Origin of the sequence: Streptomyces sp. NPDC057623 (assembly GCF_042800355.1) — a bacterium.
In the GTDB taxonomy this organism is placed as follows: Bacteria; Actinomycetota; Actinomycetes; order Streptomycetales; family Streptomycetaceae; genus Streptomyces.
In genome coordinates this window covers 237937-257405 of the sequence record NZ_JBHVGZ010000004.1, presented here as the reverse complement: position 1 = coordinate 257405, position 19469 = coordinate 237937, and the positions used below count along the sequence as shown (strand labels likewise).

Here is a 19469-nt window from a genome sequence, read left to right as displayed (position 1 = left end):
GGGGGGGGGGGTGGGGGCGGGGGGGGGGGGGGTGTGTGGGGCGGTTGCGTTGTTTGTTTGTTCTTTTTTCCTTCCCCCCCCCCCCCCCCCCCCCACGCCCCTCCGGCTCCCTCGCGGCCGGTGTCGTGGGAACAGTGCGGGTTGGTGGGCCGTCGCCCGGCGTTGGTGCGTCTCCAGTGGGCCTGGGCTTGGGAAAGCGCGTCTCGCGGGCCGGGACCGGGCGCCTGGACCGGGACTGGGACCTGGGCCTGGACCGGGGGGCCTGGACCGGAACCTGGAACTGGGCCGGAACTTGGACATGGACCGGGACCTGGGCCGGGGGACCTGGACCGGAAACCGAGACCTGGACCGCAGACCCTGGACCGGAAACCGAGACCAGAAACCGGGCCCGGACCGGACCCGGACCGGACCCGGACCGGAAATCAGAACCGGACCCCGGACCCGGACCCGGACCGGACATCGGGACCCGCGACCGGAACCGCAGCGCCTCGGGCTACCAGCCGGACCGGCTACCAACATGGGGCACATCCCCAAGCGGCCCCCGCTCAAGATGGGCACGGCCCGACCAGAGGGCCATGGGATACGGTTTCTGTATCGGTGGGGGCGCGTTTTCCGGCCGTATGCCGAGGCAGGCGCAACGGTGAAGGAGCCGCAAGGGTGAGTCAGCGCAAGGTGTCCGGCGACGCCGGTCGGGCCACCATCCGGGACGTGGCGGAACGCGCGGGTGTCTCCGTCGCCAGCGTGTCGCGCGTCCTGTCGGGCAACTACCCGGTGTCGGAGGACCTGCGGCGCCGGGTGATGAAGGTCGTCCAGGACCTGGACTACGTCACCAACGCCCACGCCCGTTCACTGGCCGGTGGCGGCACGCCCACCGTGGCGATCCTCATCAACAACATCACCGGCGCCGCGTTCGCCCACGTGGCGAAGGGCGTTGAGGGGGCCGCCACGCTGCGTGGCTGGCTTTCGCTGGTGGGGACCACGGGGGACGATCCCGAGCGGGAACTCGCGCTGGTCAATCTCATGCGGCAGCAGGGCGTCGCCGCCGTGGTGCTGCTGGGCGGGGCGTACGACTACGACGAGTACCAGCTGCGCATGGCCCGGTTCGCCCGTTCCCTCGATGCCGCCGGGTCCCACCTGGTGCTGGTGGGGAGGCCGCCGCTGGAAGGTGACGTGCCGGCGACGACGGTGGACTACGACAACGAGGGCGGCGCCTATGCCATGGCCAGCCATCTGCTGTCCGCCGGACACCGCAGCGTGCTCGTGCTGCCGGGGCATGCCGAACTCACCACGGCTCAGGGCCGGTTGAAGGGCGCCCGGCGGGCCTTCGAGGCCTATGGCGTGCCTTTCGAGCCGGGCATGGTGCGGCATGGGCCGTACGACTACGAGCACGGGTACGAGGCCGTCGAGGAGGCCCTGGCGGAGCGGTTGGAGTTCACCGCCGTGCTCGCCGGGACCGACGTGGTCGCCGCGGGGGCCATGCAGGCCCTGCGAGCGGCGGGGCTACGGGTGCCGGAGGACGTGTCGATCGTCGGGTACGACGACATCCCCCTCGCTTCCCAGCTCACGCCCCAACTCACCACCGTGCACGTGCCGTACGAGGAGATGGGGCGGGTGGCGCTGCGCGCCGTGGCCGACCGGCGGGAGGGTGGTTCCGGTCGCCGGAAGGGCGGCGACGGCGACCACTTGGTGCTGGGCACCCATGTCGTCGTACGCAACTCCGTGCGGCCGCCTGCCGCCGCACGGCGCGACTGAGGGTCGTCTCCGGTTCGTCAGCGAGTGAGCGAGTGAGCGAGTGAGCGAGTGAGCGAGTGAGCGAGTGAGCGAGTGAGCGGACGAACGAGTCAGCGCGTGGCTTGCATGCGATCCGTTTCGTAATCGGTTTCTTTGTTGTTTTCCAAGTCGCGCCGGAGCGGTTGGGAGCGCTCCCGACCGTCCGTGCAGACTGCGCCCGATCCTGCTCTGACCTGGGCATAAGTCCGCACCCGCGGGGCTGCGCCGACCGGCGGGCAGACCTAACCTCACGGACAAAACGGCGTAACAAATTTCCGCGCACCTCTTGCTATGAGCAGAGCCCTCGGCCTACCGTCCCTGCAACCGCTTACTACAGCTTCCGCTTGGCCGACCCCCCGCAACCGCGAGCCGACGATTTTTCCGGCCGCCGTTCCTGGCCGGCGCCACCGAGCCGCCGCCGTTCCGCAAGAACGCTCTCATTCCGAAGGATCACGGTCAGATGAACTTCACCAGCTCCCGGAGAAGGTTCGCCTCCGCCGCCGTCGCGGGAATCGCACTGTCGGGTCTGCTCGCCGCCTGCGGTGGATCCGACTCCCAGGACTCCGAGTCCTCCGGTCCGGTCACCCTCGACTTCTGGGGCTGGGCCAACGGCCAGGAGGCGGTCGTGAAGGCGTTCAACGCCTCGCACAAGGACGTCCAGCTCAAGTACACGAAGGTCACCGACCAGCTGACCATGCAGAAGCAGCTGACCAACGCCGTCAAGGCGGGCAACGCGCCCTGTCTGATGCAGAACACCGGTGAGTACGTGACGAGCTGGGTCTCGCAGGGTGCGCTCGCCGACATCACCCAGTACGTCGAGGGCGACAAGGACAAGTTCAACGCCGGATCGTGGGCGACCGGTCAGGTGCAGGGGAAGGTGTACGGGGTGCCGACCGCCTCGGCTCCCGCCTTCACCATCTACCGGACGGACCTCTTCGAGAAGTACGGGCTCAAGGCGCCGGCCACCTGGGACGACTTCATCGCCGCGGGCAAGGAGCTGAAGAAGCACGACATCAAGATCACCAACTACGCCGGTGAGGACCCGAGCACCCTGGAGGTGCTGGCCATGCAGGCCGGGGCGCACTGGTACGGCATCGACGGTGACTCGTGGGTCGTGAACTTCAAGGACGAGGGCACCCTCAAGGCCGCGAAGGTGATCCAGGAGATCATCGACAACGACCTGAACTCGAAGTTGTCGTTCGCCGACTACGCGGCCGTGCAGCGCAACTACGACAACGGCGGGACCGCGACCCGGCAGATCTCCACCTGGCAGATGTCCGGCATGGTGCAGAACTTCACCAAGTCGTTCGGCGACTGGGCGCTCGCCCCGTGGCCGACCTTCAAGGGCGAGGCCGCCAAGACGCCGGCCGCCACCAACCAGAGCGGCAACCTGACCCTGGTCAGCGAGCAGTGCAAGAACAAGGAGCAGGCCGCCGAGGCGGCGCTGTGGATGTCCACCGACACCGGTGCGGTGAAGACCATGGCCAGCCCGGAGACCGGCAGTGGTGTGATGCCGGCCCTCAAGGACAGTGACTCGTACGTGTCCGAGGCGATCTCCGAGAAGCTGCTCGGCAAGAACTACCAGCCGGCCGAGAAGGTCGTCACGGACAGCCTGGGGACCGTCACCACCGACTGGACCTTCGGGCCGAACTGGACCGCGATGTTCACGGAGATGCAGGACGAGTGGGCCGCGGTCGTGAGCAAGAAGCAGAAGGTCACCGATCTGCTCGACCACATGCAGGAGTGGACGGTCAACGACCTGAAGCAGCGCGGCATCAGCGTCAAGGGCTGAGGCAGACTCGATGATTCGCTCCCAGCGCTGGAAGGGTGCCGCCTTCACGGTGCCCTTCCAGCTCGGCTTCGCTTTCCTGTATCTGCTCCCGATCGGTTACGCGGTCTACCAGTCGCTGTTTCTGCAGAAGCAGTCCGGGCTCGGGCTCGGCGGCGCCACGACGGAGTTCGTGGGGCTGGAGAACTACCAGCACGGACTGACCGACTCGGCGTTCATGACCTCCATCCTGCGGGTGGTGCTGTTCGCCTGTGTGCAGATTCCGTTCATGCTGCTCGTCAGTCTGGTGCTGGCGCTGTTCCTGGACGCCGTCAGCTCCAAGGCGGCCGGGCGGTTCCGGATCCTGCTGCTGGTGCCGTACATGATCCCCGGCGTGGTCGCGGCCCTCGTGTGGATCAACCTGTACAGCCCCGAGGTGGGGCCGCTGACCGCGCTCGGGGAGGTCTTCGGTCTCGACTGGAACTTCTTCGCGCCCTCCATGGTGTGGCCGGCCATCGGCAACCTGCTGACCTGGCACGGCATCGGCTACAACATGGTGATCATCTACGCGGCCCTCCAGGGCGTGCCCCGCGAGCTGTTCGAGGCCGCGCGACTGGACGGCGCCTCCGAGATGCGGATCGCGCTGAGCATCAAGATCCCGTTCGTGCGCGGGGCGCTCGTACTGACCGCTCTGCTGTCGATCATCCAGATGCTCCAGATCTTCAACGAGCCCGCGCTGTTCCGGAACGTGACCCCGCAGACCGTCAGCGACAGCTTCACCCCGATCATGATCATCTACAACCAGGCGTTCAACGCCGGCAACTACCACTACGCGGCGGCCCTTTCGGTGCTGCTCGCCCTGATCCTCGGCATCGCCTCCCTTCTCTTCTACCGGCTTACCTCGAAGGAGGCGGACTGATGGCGCTGACGGAGAATCGTCAGGAGGGCGGGGTGCGAAAGGCCGTCGTGCCGCCCGGTGGGGGTGGTGTCCGGCGGCGGACCCGACCCGATCCGGCCTCCCGTTCGCGGGGCGGTCAGCGGTTCATGCTGGTCGGGCTGGTCCTGGCCAGTGTCTACAGCCTGTTCCCCGTGTACTGGCTGATGATCGCCGCGACCAAGGACCGGGTGGGGCTGTACCAGAGCAACGGGCTGTGGTTCTCCGGCTGGCACCTGTGGGACAACATCCAGCAGGTCTTCACCTACGAGGACGGCATCTTCCTGCGCTGGACCGCCAACTCGTTTTTGTACGCCGGTGTCGGCTCCCTCGGCGGCACGCTCATCGCGCTCGCCACGGGCTACGGCCTGGCACGGTTCGACTTTCCCGGGCGGGGTGCCGTCTTCGCGTGTGTGGTGGGGTCCTTCCTCATTCCGATCGCGCTGCTCACGCTGCCGCTGTATCTGCTGTTCTCGGCGATCGGGATGGTCGACACCCCGTGGGCGATGCTGATCCCCTGTCTGATCAATCCGTTCAGTGTGTATCTGGCGAAGGTGTACACCGAGGCCACCATCCCGTTCGAGCTGCTGGAGGCGGCTCGTCTCGACGGCGCCGGTGAGCTGCGGATCTTCTTCAGCATCGTGCTGCGGATGATGACGACGGGCGGCGCGACGGTGTTCCTGCTCGCCTTCGTCAACACCTGGAACGCGTTCTTCCTCCCGCTGACCGTGCTGCGTGGCGAGGAGAACTGGACGCTCAACCTGGGTCTGTACAACTGGTCCGGCAAACGCCTGGAGTCGGGCATCGACGTGACCAGTCTCGTCCTGACGGGTGCGCTGCTGTCCATCGTGCCGATGGCGATCATGATGGTCGCGATGCGGCGCTACTGGCGGACCGGCGTGACGTTGGGTGCCCTCAAGTGACCCTCGCCCTGGGAGTGTTCGAGTGACCCTGCTGCACAATCCCGTGATCCGCGGTTTCGCCCCGGACCCTTCCCTGGTCCGGGTCGGCGACTGGTACTACGTGGCGACGAGTTCCTTCGAGTGGTTCCCCACGATCCCGATCCACCGCTCCCGGGACCTGGCCCACTGGGAGTACGCGGGCCACGTCCGCGGTGCGGTCCCCGGCGACTGTCTGGCCGGTGTGCCCGACTCGGGCGGCATCTGGGCCCCGTCGCTGAGCTGGGACGGGGAGCGGTTCTGGGTGGTCTACTCGGTCGTGCGCTCGGTGGGCACGCCGTACTTCGACACGGACACGTATGTCAGTACGGCCACGGAGGCAGGCGGCGAGTGGACGCGGCCGCGGCGGATCGCGAGCCATGGCTTCGACCCCGCGCTCTTCCACGACGAGGGGCGGCTGTGGCTGCTCAACCTCCAGAACGACCACCGTCCGGACGGCCGGCGGTTCGCCGGGATCGTCCTCACCGAGCTGGACCGCGAGACGCTGGTCCCGGTCGGTGACACGCATCTGCTGCTCCAGCACGAACGGCTCATCGAGGGGCCGAAGCTGGTGCAGCGGGACGGCTGGTTCCACCTCGTGCTCGCGGAGGGCGGCACGGGTGTCGAGCACGGGGTGCTGGTGGCACGCAGTCGGGCGATCACCGGGCCGTACGAGCTCGACAGCCGGCCCCTGTTGACGACGCGCGACGATCCTTCGGTGCCGTTGCAGAAGGCCGGGCACGCGGAGCTGGTGGAGACGCCCGAGGGCGAGTGGGTGATGAGCCACCTCACGGCACGGCCGTTGCGGACGCCGGACGGTCCGCGCTGCCCTCTCGGCCGGGAGACGGCGATCCAGGCGCTGACCTGGGACGAGGACGGGTGGCCCCGGTTGCGGCACGGGGGGTGGCATCCGGCGGTCGAGGTCGACGTACCGACGCGTCCCGCCGAGCCGGAGCCCGGGCACAGGGCGCGGGTCGGCGATCTGGACGAGCCCCTCGGCTGGCCCTGGAGCACCCTGCGCGGCTACGCCGACCCGGACTGGGCCGACGCCACCACCCGCCCCGGCTGGATCCGGCTGCGCGGTCGGCACGGTCCCGAGTCACGGTGGGCGCACAGTCTGCTGGCCCGGCGGATCACCGAGCACCGCGCGGAGGCCGAGGTCACCGTGGAGGCGGGGCCGCGCACGTTCACCCAGGCAGCCGGGCTGGTCCTGCGGTACAACGCGGAGGCGTATCTGAGCCTGGACCTCACGTGGGCGGAACCCGAGGGTGAGGGGCAGCGCGGGCAGCAGTGGCGGGGTGGGGGCCGTACGGTGTTGAGCCTTCTGGAGCGGGAGGAGTCCGGCACCCGGCAGGCCGCTGTCGTGGAGGTGGACGCGAGCGTGCCGGTGACCCTGGGCGTGACGGTCGAGGACGGCCGGGCGCGGTTCTGGTTCGTGCGCGAGGGTGCGCGGACCCCGATCGGGCCGCCGCTGGACTTCACCAAGCTGTCCGACGACTACGGCTCCAAGCTGCGCTTCACCGGGGCGATGGCCGGCGTCCATGCCGTGGATCTCGTCGACGCGTCGTTCACGGCCGACTTCACGGGATTCCGCCTCACCTGCTGGTAGCCCCGGGCGTGTTCGAAGTTTCGAAAGTCGCGGACCGCGAAGACCTGCGATCTCCGGCCCCTTCCGGACTCATTGCGGCGAACCTAGGGTAGGAAGCGCTTACTGTTTCCGCGCTGGTCGAAACTTTTCATGGCCCTCGGGCGGGCCGGAGAGGTGGTTCCCGATGGTCCGTACGGGCGGAGCGAGCGTGGCGGCCGGGCCGACCCTGGCCGTCGTGGCACGCGAGGCCGGCGTGTCCGTGCCGACCGCGTCCAAGGTGGTCAACGGCCGGGAGGACGTCGCCCCCGAGACACGCCGCAGGGTCACCGAGGCGCTGGACCGGCTCGGCTATGTCCGCAGACCGCGCTTCGACGCGGCGAAGACACCCGGCCTGGTCGACCTGGTCGTGCACTCGCTGGACACCTCGTGGTCGGGTGCGGTGCTGCACGGTGTGGAGGAGGCGGCCCACGACGCGGGTCTGGAGGTGGTCGTCTCGGCCGGGCTGAACCGGACCCGGGGCGGGCGCCCGGAGCGCGGCTGGCTGGACAAGCTCACCACACGCGGCTCGTCCGGAGTGCTGTTCAACCTGGCCGAGCTGACGGCCTCGCAGTACGCCTGGCTGGAGCAGCACCGCATTCCGTTCGTGATGATCGACCCGGTGCTGGAGCCGCCGCCGGGCGTGGTGTCGGTGGGCGCCGCGAACTGGCACGGCGGTGTGACGGCGACCGAGCATCTGCTGGCGCTGGGCCATGAGCGGATCGCCGTCGTCGCGGGTCACCAGCGCAAGATGTGCAGCACCGCCCGGGTGGCCGGCTACCGCTCGGCGCTCGCCTCGGCCGGGGTGCGGCACCGTCCCGAGTACGTCCGGCACGCGGGCTTCGACGAGGGGGTCGCCCGGCGCCGGATGCTGGAACTGCTCGACCTGCCCGAACCGCCGACGGCCGTCTTCGTCTGCTCGGACCGGATGGCCCTCGGGGTCTACGAGGCGCTGGCCGAGCGGGGGTTGAGCGTGCCGGACGACCTGAGCGTCGTGGGCTTCGACGATCTTCCCGAGGCCCGCTGGATCGCCCCGGCCCTCACCACGGTCCGCCAGCCGCTGTCGGAGATGGCGGCGACGGCGCTGCGCCTGCTGGTGCGGATGATGGACGGGGACCGGCCCGAGAGCACGCGGACGGAGCTGTCGACACGGTTGGTGCAACGGTCGAGCACGGCGGGACCACGCGGGCTGTCCTGCTGAGTCCTTCACCTGGTTGGCCGGGCGGGCCCTTCCCTACGGGTGCCGGGGTCGCACGGGGCCGCTAGCTTCGAAGGGCAGGTCGAGCAGCTCGGGATCCTCCAGAAGGAGCGTGGTCGGTGTGGCCCGGAACCGCCGTCTGATCCTGAGCTCCCCGTCGAAGGTCTGGAGCCTGCTGTCCGACGGCCACCGCTACGGGGAGTGGGTGTCGGGAACCCAGGAGGTCCTCGCCGCCGACCCGCAGTGGCCCGACGTGGGCGCCCGTCTGCGGGTCCGGGTCGGCGTCGGCCCGCTGCTCCTCGACGACGCCTGCGTCGTCCGCATCTGCGAACCGGAACGCCGGCTGGAGCTGGAGGCGAAGGCGGAGCCCTTCGGCGCGGCCCGTATCGCCATGCGGTTGATCCCGTGGGGCGAGAACACCCTCTTCGTCCTCGACTGGCACGCCCTGCGGGGCCCCGGCGTCCGTATGCACGGGCTCCCCGTCGACTATCTCGTCCGGATCCGCAACGGCATGATGCTGACGAAACTCGCCCGGATCGCGGTGCGCGAGGCCGACGACAGCGCCGTTGGCGCCGGCGGTCGCTGAGCGGTTCCCCGGCGTCGTGCCCACCTTGATCGCGTTGGACCGACAGGGTGGTTGACGCGCCGCCCGGCCCGTCTGCCCTGGTGGCGACGTTGATCATTGCTAGCTTCGCCAGCTGTCCGAGGGTCCCGGGGGCATCGAGCCGAGGCGGGGCCATGGCGATGAGCTGAGGCGAGAGTCGAGAGTGACGGGTATGAGCGAAGAGCCGGACAGGCAGACAGTTGCCCCGTTCAGGCGCAGGAGTTTCCTGGCGTCGGCCGCGTTGGCGAGCGGCGCGCCGGCCGCGGTCGCGGTCTCCGGTCCCGCGCAGGCTGCCGCGCTGCCGACGGGCGGTGCGCAGGCTGCGGCGCCGGCCCTCGGGTCCGTGGCGCGGCTGCTGGCCGTTCCCCAGGACGGTCGCGGAGTCGACTGGATCAGGTCGGCCCTTCAGGTCGCCGTCGGACTCGAACTCGCCACCATCCCGCCCTACTTCTGCGGCCTGTGGTCCGTGAAGGACCACCGCAGTGAGGTCGCGCGGCTGATCCAGCGCATCGTCGGCGACGAGATGTACCACCTCGGCATCGCCTGCAACCTGCTCGTGGCCGTGGGCGGGCGGCCGCAGATCAAGGCCGCCGCGCCCGTCTACCCCGGCCCGCTGCCCGGCGGTGTCCGGGCCGGGGTGACCGTCTACCTGTCGGGCCTGACCAAGGCGTTCGTGCGCGATGTGATGATGGCGATCGAGGCCCCCGAGGAGTCGCTCGTCCGGAGCGCGCAGGCCTCACCCACCGTCGGCGAGTTCTACGAGGGGCTGCTGAACGCGTTCCGTACGGTGCGGCCGGAACTGGCGGTGCGCGGGCAGCTGTCCCAGTACGTCTTCTCCGACGACCTGTCTCCGATCGGGAACCTCGACCAGGTCGAGCAGGCCATCGAAATCATCATGGAGCAGGGCGAGGGCACCAGCAGCTCACCGTCCGCCTCCTTCGAGGACGACCACCCCGCGCACTACTACGCCTTCGGCGAGATCTACCACGGCCGGGAGCTGCGCCGCACCGACCACGGCTGGCAGTACGTCGGCGCACCCGTGCCCTTCCCCGAGGTGCGTCCCATGGCCCCGATCCCGGTCGGCGGCTGGCCCAACCCGCCGGCCCGGGTCCGCCAGCTCCTGTACCACTTCGACGCCACCTACAGCACGGTGCTGGACACCCTCGACGCGGCCTGGGCCGGCGGCGGCCACCGCACCCTGGGCGCGGCCATCCACGCCATGCGCGGCCTGGAGCGGCCCGCCGTCGAACTGATGGAGACCCCGAACCCCTACGTCCCCGGCACCTACGGCCCCCAGTTCCGGGCGCTCGCCAAGCGGCCTCCGGCGGCGTGATGCCGCAACGGCAGCCGTGCACGGCGGGCCGCGCCGGCCCGCCTCATCGCCGGTCCGGACCCACCGCCCAGTTGATCCCGCCGAGGAGGTGAGCGCGGAAGCCGGGATCGTCGTAGGCCTCGGCGGCATGGCCGAGGGCGGTGTAGAAGACGCGCCCGGCTCCCTGCTCACGGCACCACACCAGGGGATGGTCCTCGCCCATGCCGCCTCCGTCGTACGACGACTCGTCGGCCGAGACCAACACCCGTACCGCGCCCCGGGGGTTGGTGCGGAAGTCGTACCACTCGTCGACGAAGTCCCACACGGCGGGGAGGTGCCGGGTGGCCGGGTGCTCGCGGTCCTCGACGAGCGCCTTGCCCGGCTGGTACTCGGGGTGCCGGTCGAACCGGGCGCCCAACAGCTCGCCGTAGTACGGCCAGTCGTACTCGGTGCAGGCCGCCGCGTGCACCCCGACGAAGCCGCCGCCCGACTCGACGTACGCGGCGAGCCGCTCGCGCCCGGCGGGGGTGAGCACCTCGCCGCTGGTGGAGAGGAAGACGACGGCCGCGTATCCGTCCAGGGGCCCGTCGAGGGCCGCCGGGTCCTCGGTGTGGTCGACCTCGAAGTCACCGAGGGTGCGTACGGCTTCGACGCCGGCCGGGATGGATTCGTGCCGGTAGGCGGTGGTGCGGGTGTGGACGAGGAGTCGTGCGGGCATGCCGCCGAGCCTAGATGGCCGGGGAGCGCGGTCCCACTCCCCCGGGCGACCCGAAATTTTCGGATCACCGAATGACGCACACCCCTCCTCTTCCGCCCGGCGCGCGGGTGTTCCCTATCGCGCGCCGCTCTGCGTAGCCTCGGCAGCGATGAACGCCATTCCCGCGCTCCTGGACCATCTCGTCCTCGCGACCCCCGACCTGTCCGCCACGGTCGCCGACTTCGCCCGACGCACCGGCGTGACCCCCGCACCGGGCGGCGTCCACGTCGGGCTCGGCACCCGCAACTATCTCGTGTCGCTCGGAGGCGCCGGCTACCTGGAGATCATCGGCCCGGATACCGAGCAGTCCGCGCCCGGGCAGCCCCGCCCCTTCGAGGTCGACGGGCTCACCGCCCCGCGCACGGTCACCTGGGCGATCAGCCCGCCCGACCTGGACGCGGCCATCGCGGCCGCCCGGGCCCGCGGGTACGACCCCGGCCCGGCGCAGGCGATGCGCCGCCGCAGACCCGACGGCACCCTGCTGGAGTGGCGGCTCACCGACGGCGACGAAGCCCACCCCTCCGGTCTCGTCCCCTTCCTCATCGACTGGAGCGCCACGGTCCATCCCACCGCCTCCGACCTGCCCGTCACCCCCCTGCTGTCGCTCTCCGCGAGCGCCCCCGAGCCGGACGAGATCCGCCCCCTGCTGTCGGCTCTCGGCACGGACCTCGACCTCACGACGGGCCCGGTGGGGATCTCCTGGACGGTGGACACGCCGCGGGGCCCGGTGACCTTCGGCTAGGGCACCCGACCCGGCCAGGGCTCCCACTCCCTGGGATGTCCGATTCGTTCAAGACCTGCCTGCGCCGGCTGCCTACGGTGGCCGCATGACTCCACGATTCGATGCCATCGGTCTCGTCGTCTCCGACATGGCCGCCGCAGTCGCCTTCTACCGTCGCCTCGGGTTCGCGTTCCCGGAGGGCGCCGAGAACGAGCCCCACACCGAGGCCGGACTCCCGGGCGGGCTGCGGCTGATGCTCGACACCGAGGAGACGGTGCGGTCCTTCTTCCCTCAGTGGCAGCCGCCCAGCGGTGGTGGCCGCCACTCCCTGGCGATGCGCTGCGCGGACCCGGCGGAGGTCGACGCGGTGTACGAGGAACTGGTGGGTGCCGGTTACCACGGCGAGCTGAAACCGTGGGACGCCTTCTGGGGCCAGCGGTACGCCTCCGTGCAGGACCCGGACGGAAACGGCGTCGACCTGTTCGCGCCGCTACCCGCCGCGTCGGCCGAGTAGCTCGCCGAGCGGCATGCCCGCCAACTCCTTGACGTCCCGCGCGAGATGGGCCTGGTCGGCGTAGCCGGCCTGCGCCGCGGTGTCCGCGAAGGCGGTGCCGCCGCGCGCCAGCGCGAGCGCGCGTTGCAGCCGGAGGATGCGGGCGAGCGTCTTGGGCCCGTACCCGAAGGCGGTGAGGCATCGGCGGTGCAACTTCCGTGCCCCGAGACCGAGTTCGTCGGCGGTGCCGGCGACGGGGCGCCCCGCGGCCAGGGCGGCGACGACCTGTCGTAGCACCGGGTCGGGGGCCCGCGCACCGGCGGCGCGCTCCAGCGCCACCTCTTCGAGGGCGGTCACCGGGTCGGCGGCGGCCTCGATACGGCCGCGCAACCGTCGTACCTCCGCGGCCGGCCACAGATCCACGAGGTCGACACGCAGGTCGCGCAGTTCGTGCGCGGGAACTCCGAGGTAGCCGGGAGCGGTCCCGGGGTAGAAACGGACCCCGGCCCAGGCACTCGTGTCACCCGAGGCGACGTACGCCCGCGTGTCGGGCCCGGCGACGAGCAGCCGCCCGTCGTTCCAGAGCAGATCCATGCATCCGTCGGGCAGGACGGGTCCGACGCCGCTGCCGGACGGGTCGTTCGTCCACACGACGGCACCAGCCAGCCGGGACGCCCACTCGGCGTACATGCGGACCAGGCTACGCCGCCCCCGGCCTACCCCACGGCCACCCGCGCCCGATGCTCCTGCGGGCTCACCCCGTACACCCGCTTGAACGCGCTGGACAGCGCGAACGCGCTCCCGTACCCCACCTGCCGGGCAATGGCGTCCAGCGTGTCGTCGCCGTCCCGCAACGCGTCCGCCGCGAGCCCGAGCCGCCACCCCGTCAGATACGTCATCGGCGGCTCCCCCACCAGTTCCGTGAACCGGCGGGCCAGCGCGGCCCGCGACACTCCCGCCTTCGCGGCCAGCGAGGCCACCGTCCAGGGGTGGGCCGGGTCGTCCTGGACGAGCCGCAGCACACGGCCGACGACCGGGTCCCCCATGGCCCGGTACCAGCCCGGGGCGGCCGCCTCCGGACGGGAGAACCAGGCCCTGAGCGCGGCGATGACCAGCAGGTCGAGCAGCCGGTCCAGGACGACCTCCTGCCCGGGTTCGTCGCGGACGATCTCCTCCATGAGGTACGGCGTGAGGGGGCAGTCCCAGACATCGGCGGTGAGGGACAGCAGCGGAGGCAACGCGTTCAGCAGCCGCCCGCTGATCTCGCCCTGCCACAGATACGTGCCGATCAGCATCACGGCCGACCCGTCGGGCCGGTCGCCCCAGGTGCGCACGCCCAGGTCCATCGAGCCGTTGAGGGAGCGTCCGTCGGGGTAGCGGCACTCCGCGCCCGGCAGGATCAGGGCCTGGGGTGCGGTGCCGGGGTCGTCGGCGCAGGTGTAGGGGTCGGGACCGCGGGCGATGGCGAGATCGCCGGGGCGCAGCCGGATCCTCCCCGGGCCTTCGGCCGGGTGGACCCCCATCTCGCTTCGCTCGCCCTGGTCGGGGATCACCCAGGCGTCGCCGCGGACCATGACCATGACGGTGAGCGGCGCGCGGTCCTCGATACGGATGGACCAGGGCGGTTCGAAACACGCGCGGATCATGAAGGCGCCACGCGCGCGCGGGCCCTCCAGCAGTCCTGCCAGGGCGTCCATGCCGTCAGCGTAGACGTCCGCGCATGGGAATGAGCCGTTCAGCGATGGGCTGTTGGGGCGCGCGGCCGTTGACTGGAGGCATGACGGACAACGCAGCCGACACGGCGGACACACAGCGGATGACGGTAGTGGTGACCGGTGCCTCGGGTCGTACGGGGAGCCGGGTGGCGCGAGCGGCGCGCGGGGCGGGGCTCACGGTACGGGCCGCGTCCCGGGCACAGGGCTTCGACTGGGAGGACCCGACGACATGGGCGCAGACCCTGCGGGACGCGGACGCGGCGTATCTGATGTACCCGTCCGACGTCGGCTCCCCCGCGGCGGCCGAGGGCGTGGGGGCGCTCGCCCGGGAGGCGGTCGGGCTCGGGGTGCGGCGGCTGGTGCTGCTGTCGGCACGCGGTGAGGACCAGGCGCTGCCGGCCGAGAAGGCGCTGACGTCGTCCGGCGCGGACTGGACGATCGTACGGGCCGCGTGGTTCTCGCAGAACTTCAGCGAGGGGCCGCTGGTGGAGGGCATGGTCCACCGGGAGCTGGTCTTCCCGGCGGGCGAGGTGAAGGAGCCGTTCCTCGACGTACGGGACATCGCGGACGTGGTGACGGCCGTGCTGACGTCCGGCGACCGGTATGCGGGGCGGACGCTGGAGCTGACCGGGCCGCGGCTGCTGTCCTGGCGGGAGGCGGTCGCGGAGATCGCCGCGGCGGCGGGCGGCACGATCACGTACACGCCGGTCCCGACCCGGGCGTACGGCGAGGCCCTGACCGGCTTCGGGGTGCCGCCCGAGGAGGTCGAGCTCCTGATCGAGGTCTTCGACAGCCTCATGGACGGTCGCAACGCCCACGTCACGGACGACGTCCGCGAGGTGCTGGGGCGCGGGCCGCGCGACTTCGCGGACTTCGCGCGGGAGGCCGCGGCGGCGGGGGCGTGGAAGAGCTGAGTGAACGCGCGGGCGTCCGGGTGGCTAGGAATCCTCCGGCTTGTGCGGAGGGTGATGGTGGTGCTGGCTCTTCACATGGGTCCGCAGCCGCGACGTCACGTCCTCCGGCGGCAGGAACCGGGACCACCGCTCGGGGAACTCCGACGGCATGTCCGGGTCGTCGGGGTCGGGCTCGCGGCTCGCGGCGGCCCGGGCCACGTACTCGGCGACCTGGGCCTCGCGCAGCCGGTCGTTGGCGGCGCGGGCCGCGGCCGTCGCGGCGGCCGGCCAGACCCGGTCGATCGCGGCGTTGACCGCGGCCCCGACGAGCACGGCGAACGCGGACACACCGATCCACAGCATCACGGCGACGGCGGCGGCGAGGGAGCCGTAGATCGACGCGCCCTCGATCGTGTTCGTCAGGTAGATGCGCAGCAGGAAGCTGCCCAGCACCCACATGCCGAGGGCGACCAGCGCGCCGGGCACGTCCTCGATCCAGGGCGAGCGGACCGGCACGGACACGTGGTAGAGCGTGGTCAGGAACGCGATCGACAGGACGATCACGACGGGCCAGTACAGGACCTGTACCAGGGTCTCCGACCAGGGCACGATCCGTACGACCGCGTCCGGCCCGGCCACCATCAGCGGCAGCGCCACCGAGCCGATCAGCAGGGCCGCGATGAACAGCAGGAACGCCACCAGCCGGGTCTTGACGATGCCCCGGACGCCGTCGAGGCCGTACATCACGGTGATCGTGTCTATGAAGACGTTCACCGCGCGCGAGCCCGACCACAGGGCGAACAGGAAGCCGACGGAGATGACGTCGGGGCGGCCGCCGTGCATCACGTCGTCCAGGATCGGCTGGGCGATCTGGCGCACGCCCTTGTCGGACAGGACGGTGCGGGAGGCCTCGATGAGGTTGGCCTCCAGGCTGCTGATGGTGTCGGTGCCGGTCCAGTCGTCGACGTAACCGAGCAGGCCGATCAGGCTGAGCAGCAGCGGCGGCACGGACAGCAGCGTGAAGAACGCGGCCTCGGCGGCGAGGCCCAGGATGCGGTACTCGATGCACGAGTTGACGGTGTCCTTGATCAACAGCCAGGCGGTCCTGCGCTTCGAGACGTTCCGGTAGAGGACACGCGCCCGGTGGAGACGACCGGAGGGCCGCTGGGGGGATTCACTTGCTGGCTGCACGACCTAAAGGTATCCGCCGTGCGGGGGCGCACTCACGGGGGCGCCGGGTCCGAGCGCTCGTCACCTGCCCGATCGCCCGCGCCGGTGCCGTGTCACGGTGGAGACCGACGCCCCACTCAGGGATAGGTTCACAGCCATGGCAGGCAGCACGCACACCGTGACCAACCAGCCCCCGCCCCTCGTCGGGTACGACAGCTACACCTCGGACCGAGCCCTGAGCGAGGCCGTCGAACGTCATCTCGACCCGGAGCTCCTGGACGAGGTCCGGGGCGAACTGGCGGCGCTCGGGAAGACCTGCGGATCGGCGCAGGTACAGGAGTGGGGGGTGCTGGCCAACGAGAACCCGCCGACGCTGCGCACCCACGACCGCTACGGCCACCGTGTCGACGAGGTCGACTTCCATCCGTCCTGGCACCGGCTGCTCGGCAAGGGCGTCGCGGCGGGGCTGACCGCGGCCTGGGGGCGTCCCGGCGGCCATGTCCGACGAGCGGCCGCCTTCCTGCTCTGGACCCAGGTCGAGGCCGGCAACGGCTGCCCGCTGTCCATGACCCACGCGGCGGTCCCCGCCCTGCGCACGGACCCCGGCCTGGCCGCCGAGTGGGAGCCGCGGCTGACGTCCCTGATCTACGACCGTGAGCTGCGGCCCGCCGGGCAGAAGGCCGGGTCCCTGTTCGGGATGGGCATGACGGAGAAGCAGGGCGGCAGCGACGTACGCGCCAACGCGACGGCCGCCACCCCGCTGGCCGAGGCCGGGACGTACACGCTGAGGGGCCACAAGTGGTTCTGTTCGGCACCGATGTCGGACGGCTTCCTGGTGCTCGCCCAGGCGCCGGACGGGCTGACCTGCTTCCTCGTGCCGCGTGTCCTGGACGACGGCAGCCGCAACACCTTCCTGATCCAGCGTCTCAAGGACAAGCTCGGCAACCGCTCGAACGCTTCCGCCGAGGTGGAGTTCGACGGGACGTGGGCGCGCCGGGTCGGCGAGGAGGGCCGCGGGGTGCGCACCATCATCGAGATGGTGGCGGCGACCCGGCTCGACTGTGTCCTCGGCTCGGCGGGACTGATGCGGCAGGCGGTCGCGCAGGCGGTCCACCACTGCACGCACCGCGAGGCGTTCGGCGGGAAGCTCGTCGACAAGCCGCTCATGCGCAACGTCCTGGCCGACCTGGCCGTCGAGTCCGAGGCGGCGACCACCCTCGCGCTACGGCTCGCGGCCGCCTACGACGACGGCGGCGAGCAGGAGCGCGCCCTGCTGCGGATCGCGGTGCCGGCCGCCAAGTACTGGGTGACCAAGCGGTGTACGCCCCTCACTGTCGAGGCCTCCGAATGCCTGGGCGGCAACGGTTACGTCGAGGAGTCCGGCATGCCCCGCCTGGTCCGCGAGTCCCCCCTGAACTCGGTCTGGGAGGGGGCGGGCAACGTCCAGGCCCTGGACGTACTGCGCGCCTTGCAACGCGAGCCCGCGGCCCTCAACGCCTACCTCCAGGAAATCGGCAGGGCCCGCGGCGCCGACCACCGCCTGGACGCGGCGATCAAGAACCTCCTGACGGAACTCGCCGACCTGGAGAACATCGAGTCCCGCGCCCGCCGCCTCACGGAACGGCTCGCCCTGGTCCTCCAGGGCTCCCTCCTGGTCCGCTTCGCTCCCCCAGAGGTGGCGGACGCCTTCTGCGCGTCGCGCCTGGGAGGCGACGGAGGCATGGCCTTCGGCGCGCTGCCGCACACCCTGGACTTGGCGTCGATCGTGGATCGGGCCCGCCCGTTGGCCTGAGCCGCCGAGCAATCCGGCCAAGGTTGCGGACACCGCCCTCAGGGGCGCGGGGAACTGCGCGACCAGCCACAACCGGCCCGCAGACGCCAACGAGACATCGAGCCGCACCCCCGTAGGCGCCCCCGCCCAACCGCCGGAGGTAGGGGGTGGTGCTGCGCCGACACGGCACCACCCCCGCCTATGGCCCGTTCGAGGCCACGAACGCCGCTCGGGACGGCGTTGCTCAAGTTTCAATCAGCCCAGGACGGTCCACCAGGGTTGCAAGGGGTTGCAACTTGTTGGCGACTGTGTGCGGAGTGTGTGCCTCCGCGAGCGGTGAGCGGCACTATGAGACACACGGTCAAGCCCCAGCCCAACCAGGAGGACCCTTGCCGCTCTCGCCGACGGACGTGACGCAGCTGGCCGCCGTGGACGCGGCCCGGGCGGCGCGCGTACTCAGCGAGGTCCGCTCCGCCACGCTCTCCGGCCAGCGCGCGCCCCTCGCGCCGCGCCCGGTGATCGAACAGTCCTGGTCACGCATGCTGCGCAGCGGTGTCGATCCGGACCACGACTTCCGGTCCGGGCTGCTGTCGCGCGAGGAGGTGCAGCGGCGCCGCGAGGACACCGCGCTCCGCCACGTCCTGCCGGTGCTGCGTGAGGGCCTGCTGTCGGTCGCGGACATCGCCCACCACATCATGGTCGTCGCCGACGACGACGGCCGGGTGCTGTGGCGCGAGGGGAACTCCTCCGTGCTGCGCAAGGCCGACGGCCTCGGCTTCGAACTCGGCGCCGACTGGCGGGAGAGCGTCGTCGGCACGAACGGCGTGGGCACCCCGGCGGTCGTGCGCCGGCCCGTGCAGGTCTTCGCCGCCGAGCACTTCCAGCGCTCCCAGACCTCCTGGACCTGCACCGGCGCCCCCATCACGGATCCGCGGGACGGCCGGCTGATCGGTGTGGTGGACATCAGCGGGCCGCTGGAGACTATGCATCCGGCCACGCTGGCCTGGGTCGACTCGGTGGCCAAGCTCGCCGAGGCACGGCTTCGGGAGCTGCATCTGACCTCGCTGGAGCGGTTGCGCGCGGTGGCGGCGCCGGTGCTGGCCCGGCTGCCGGGCCGGGCCCTGGCGGTGGACCGGGACGGCTGGACCGCGGCGGTGAGCGGGATGCCGTACACGCACCGGATCGCGCTGCCCAAGTCGCTGTCGCCGGGCCGACGGTGGCTGCCGCCGCTGGGCCTGTGCTCGGTGGAGCCGCTGGCGGGCGGCTGGCTGCTGCGGGCCTCCGACGAGCCGGTGCCGCCCGGGGCGACGCGGATCGCGCTGAACCTGACCCAGCCGCGCCGCTGGTCGGTGACGGTGTCCGGCGGTGCGGGCACCTGGAGTCATGAACTGAGCCCCCGGCACGCCGAGTTGCTGTACCTGCTGGCCCTGCACCGGTCCGGGCGCAGCGCGGCGGAGCTGGCCGAGGACGTCTTCGGCGACGCGGGCCGCACGGTGACGGTGCGCGCCGAGATGTCGCGGGTACGGCGCTATCTCGGGGCGTTCCTGGAGCATCGGCCGTACCGCTTCCGCGAGGACGCGGAGGTCGAGGTGCTGCTGCCGGACGACCCTCGCGACCTGCTGCCGCATTCGACGGCGCCGGCGGTGGTGCGCGGCGGATCTCGGCCGACATGACCCGAGTCCGAACCCTTCTTCCGCATATTTGCGGGGTCTTAGTCCGCAACCGTGCTCCACTGCCGTAGCATCCCTGTACGGGCCGCCCCACCTGCTCCTTTGGTCAACGCACGGACCAATAGGCGCAG

The 19469-nt window shown here is 71.1% G+C and carries 17 protein-coding genes; 13 read left to right on the top strand and 4 right to left on the bottom strand.

Annotated elements, in window-relative coordinates:
- Positions 1-657 precede the first annotated feature (657 nt).
- From ACFU95_RS06880 to ACFU95_RS06845, 8 genes are all read left to right on the top strand, one after another.
- The gene (locus tag ACFU95_RS06880; RefSeq protein WP_383822795.1) at positions 658-1752 is read left to right on the top strand and encodes a LacI family DNA-binding transcriptional regulator; all 1095 of its coding nucleotides are present in this window, start codon (positions 658-660) and stop codon (positions 1750-1752) included.
- Positions 1753-2230: 478 nt separating this feature from the next.
- The gene (locus tag ACFU95_RS06875) at positions 2231-3562 is read left to right on the top strand and encodes an ABC transporter substrate-binding protein (RefSeq protein ID WP_383822792.1); all 1332 of its coding nucleotides are present in this window, start codon (positions 2231-2233) and stop codon (positions 3560-3562) included.
- A 10-nt stretch (positions 3563-3572) separates the two neighbouring features.
- A complete protein-coding gene (locus ACFU95_RS06870; RefSeq protein ID WP_383822789.1) occupies positions 3573-4457 on the top strand; it encodes a carbohydrate ABC transporter permease in 885 nt (294 codons plus the stop codon).
- Positions 4457-5395, top strand: coding sequence for a carbohydrate ABC transporter permease (locus ACFU95_RS06865; RefSeq protein ID WP_383822787.1), 939 nt, complete (start codon positions 4457-4459; stop codon positions 5393-5395). Before ACFU95_RS06870 ends, ACFU95_RS06865 begins: the two co-directional genes overlap by 1 nt.
- A 22-nt stretch (positions 5396-5417) precedes the next feature.
- Positions 5418-7019 (top strand): family 43 glycosylhydrolase, encoded by a 1602-nt coding sequence (locus ACFU95_RS06860; protein WP_383822785.1) that lies wholly within the window; start codon positions 5418-5420, stop codon positions 7017-7019.
- Positions 7020-7182: 163 nt separating this feature from the next.
- Positions 7183-8235, top strand: a complete 1053-nt coding sequence (locus ACFU95_RS06855; RefSeq protein WP_383822783.1) for a LacI family DNA-binding transcriptional regulator — start codon at positions 7183-7185, stop codon at positions 8233-8235.
- 118 nt (positions 8236-8353) lie between these two features.
- Positions 8354-8818, top strand: a complete 465-nt coding sequence (locus ACFU95_RS06850) for an SRPBCC family protein (RefSeq protein WP_383822779.1) — start codon at positions 8354-8356, stop codon at positions 8816-8818.
- A gap of 190 nt (positions 8819-9008) precedes the next feature.
- Positions 9009-10169 (top strand): ferritin-like protein, encoded by a 1161-nt coding sequence (locus tag ACFU95_RS06845; protein WP_383822777.1) that lies wholly within the window; start codon positions 9009-9011, stop codon positions 10167-10169.
- Between the two features lie 43 nt (positions 10170-10212).
- Here ACFU95_RS06845 and ACFU95_RS06840 read toward each other — a convergent pair whose 3' ends face one another.
- Positions 10213-10866, bottom strand: a complete 654-nt coding sequence (locus tag ACFU95_RS06840) for a ThuA domain-containing protein (RefSeq protein ID WP_383822775.1) — start codon at positions 10864-10866, stop codon at positions 10213-10215.
- 148 nt (positions 10867-11014) lie between these two features.
- On the opposite strand from ACFU95_RS06840, the gene ACFU95_RS06835 reads away from it, so the two are divergent.
- On the top strand, positions 11015-11647 hold the full coding sequence (locus ACFU95_RS06835) for a VOC family protein (protein ID WP_383822772.1): 633 nt from the start codon (positions 11015-11017) through the stop codon (positions 11645-11647).
- A gap of 85 nt (positions 11648-11732) precedes the next feature.
- Positions 11733-12140: a VOC family protein gene (locus ACFU95_RS06830; RefSeq protein WP_383822770.1), complete on the top strand. Its 408-nt coding sequence runs from the start codon at positions 11733-11735 to the stop codon at positions 12138-12140.
- Here ACFU95_RS06830 and ACFU95_RS06825 read toward each other — a convergent pair.
- Together ACFU95_RS06825 and ACFU95_RS06820 are read right to left on the bottom strand one after the other, a co-directional pair.
- Positions 12117-12809: a helix-turn-helix domain-containing protein gene (locus tag ACFU95_RS06825; protein WP_383822767.1), complete on the bottom strand. Its 693-nt coding sequence runs from the start codon at positions 12807-12809 to the stop codon at positions 12117-12119. The two genes, ACFU95_RS06830 and ACFU95_RS06825, sit on opposite strands and share 24 nt — an antisense overlap.
- Before the next feature lie 26 nt (positions 12810-12835).
- Entirely contained in the window at positions 12836-13816 is a 981-nt protein-coding gene (locus tag ACFU95_RS06820) for an AraC family transcriptional regulator (protein ID WP_383822765.1), read from the bottom strand.
- 80 nt (positions 13817-13896) lie between these two features.
- On the opposite strand from ACFU95_RS06820, the gene ACFU95_RS06815 reads away from it, so the two are divergent.
- Positions 13897-14748 carry an SDR family oxidoreductase gene (locus ACFU95_RS06815; RefSeq protein ID WP_383822763.1) on the top strand — a complete coding sequence of 284 codons (852 nt, stop codon included), beginning with the start codon at positions 13897-13899 and terminating at the stop codon, positions 14746-14748.
- 24 nt (positions 14749-14772) lie between these two features.
- Here ACFU95_RS06815 and ACFU95_RS06810 read toward each other — a convergent pair whose 3' ends face one another.
- Positions 14773-15918, bottom strand: coding sequence for a YihY/virulence factor BrkB family protein (locus ACFU95_RS06810; RefSeq protein WP_383822761.1), 1146 nt, complete (start codon positions 15916-15918; stop codon positions 14773-14775).
- 136 nt (positions 15919-16054) lie between these two features.
- On the opposite strand from ACFU95_RS06810, the gene ACFU95_RS06805 reads away from it, so the two are divergent.
- Together ACFU95_RS06805 and ACFU95_RS06800 are read left to right on the top strand one after the other, a co-directional pair.
- Positions 16055-17689: an acyl-CoA dehydrogenase family protein gene (locus tag ACFU95_RS06805; RefSeq protein ID WP_383822759.1), complete on the top strand. Its 1635-nt coding sequence runs from the start codon at positions 16055-16057 to the stop codon at positions 17687-17689.
- Between the two features lie 368 nt (positions 17690-18057).
- A complete protein-coding gene (locus ACFU95_RS06800) occupies positions 18058-19341 on the top strand; it encodes a GAF domain-containing protein (protein ID WP_383822756.1) in 1284 nt (427 codons plus the stop codon).
- Positions 19342-19469: the final 128 nt, after the last annotated feature.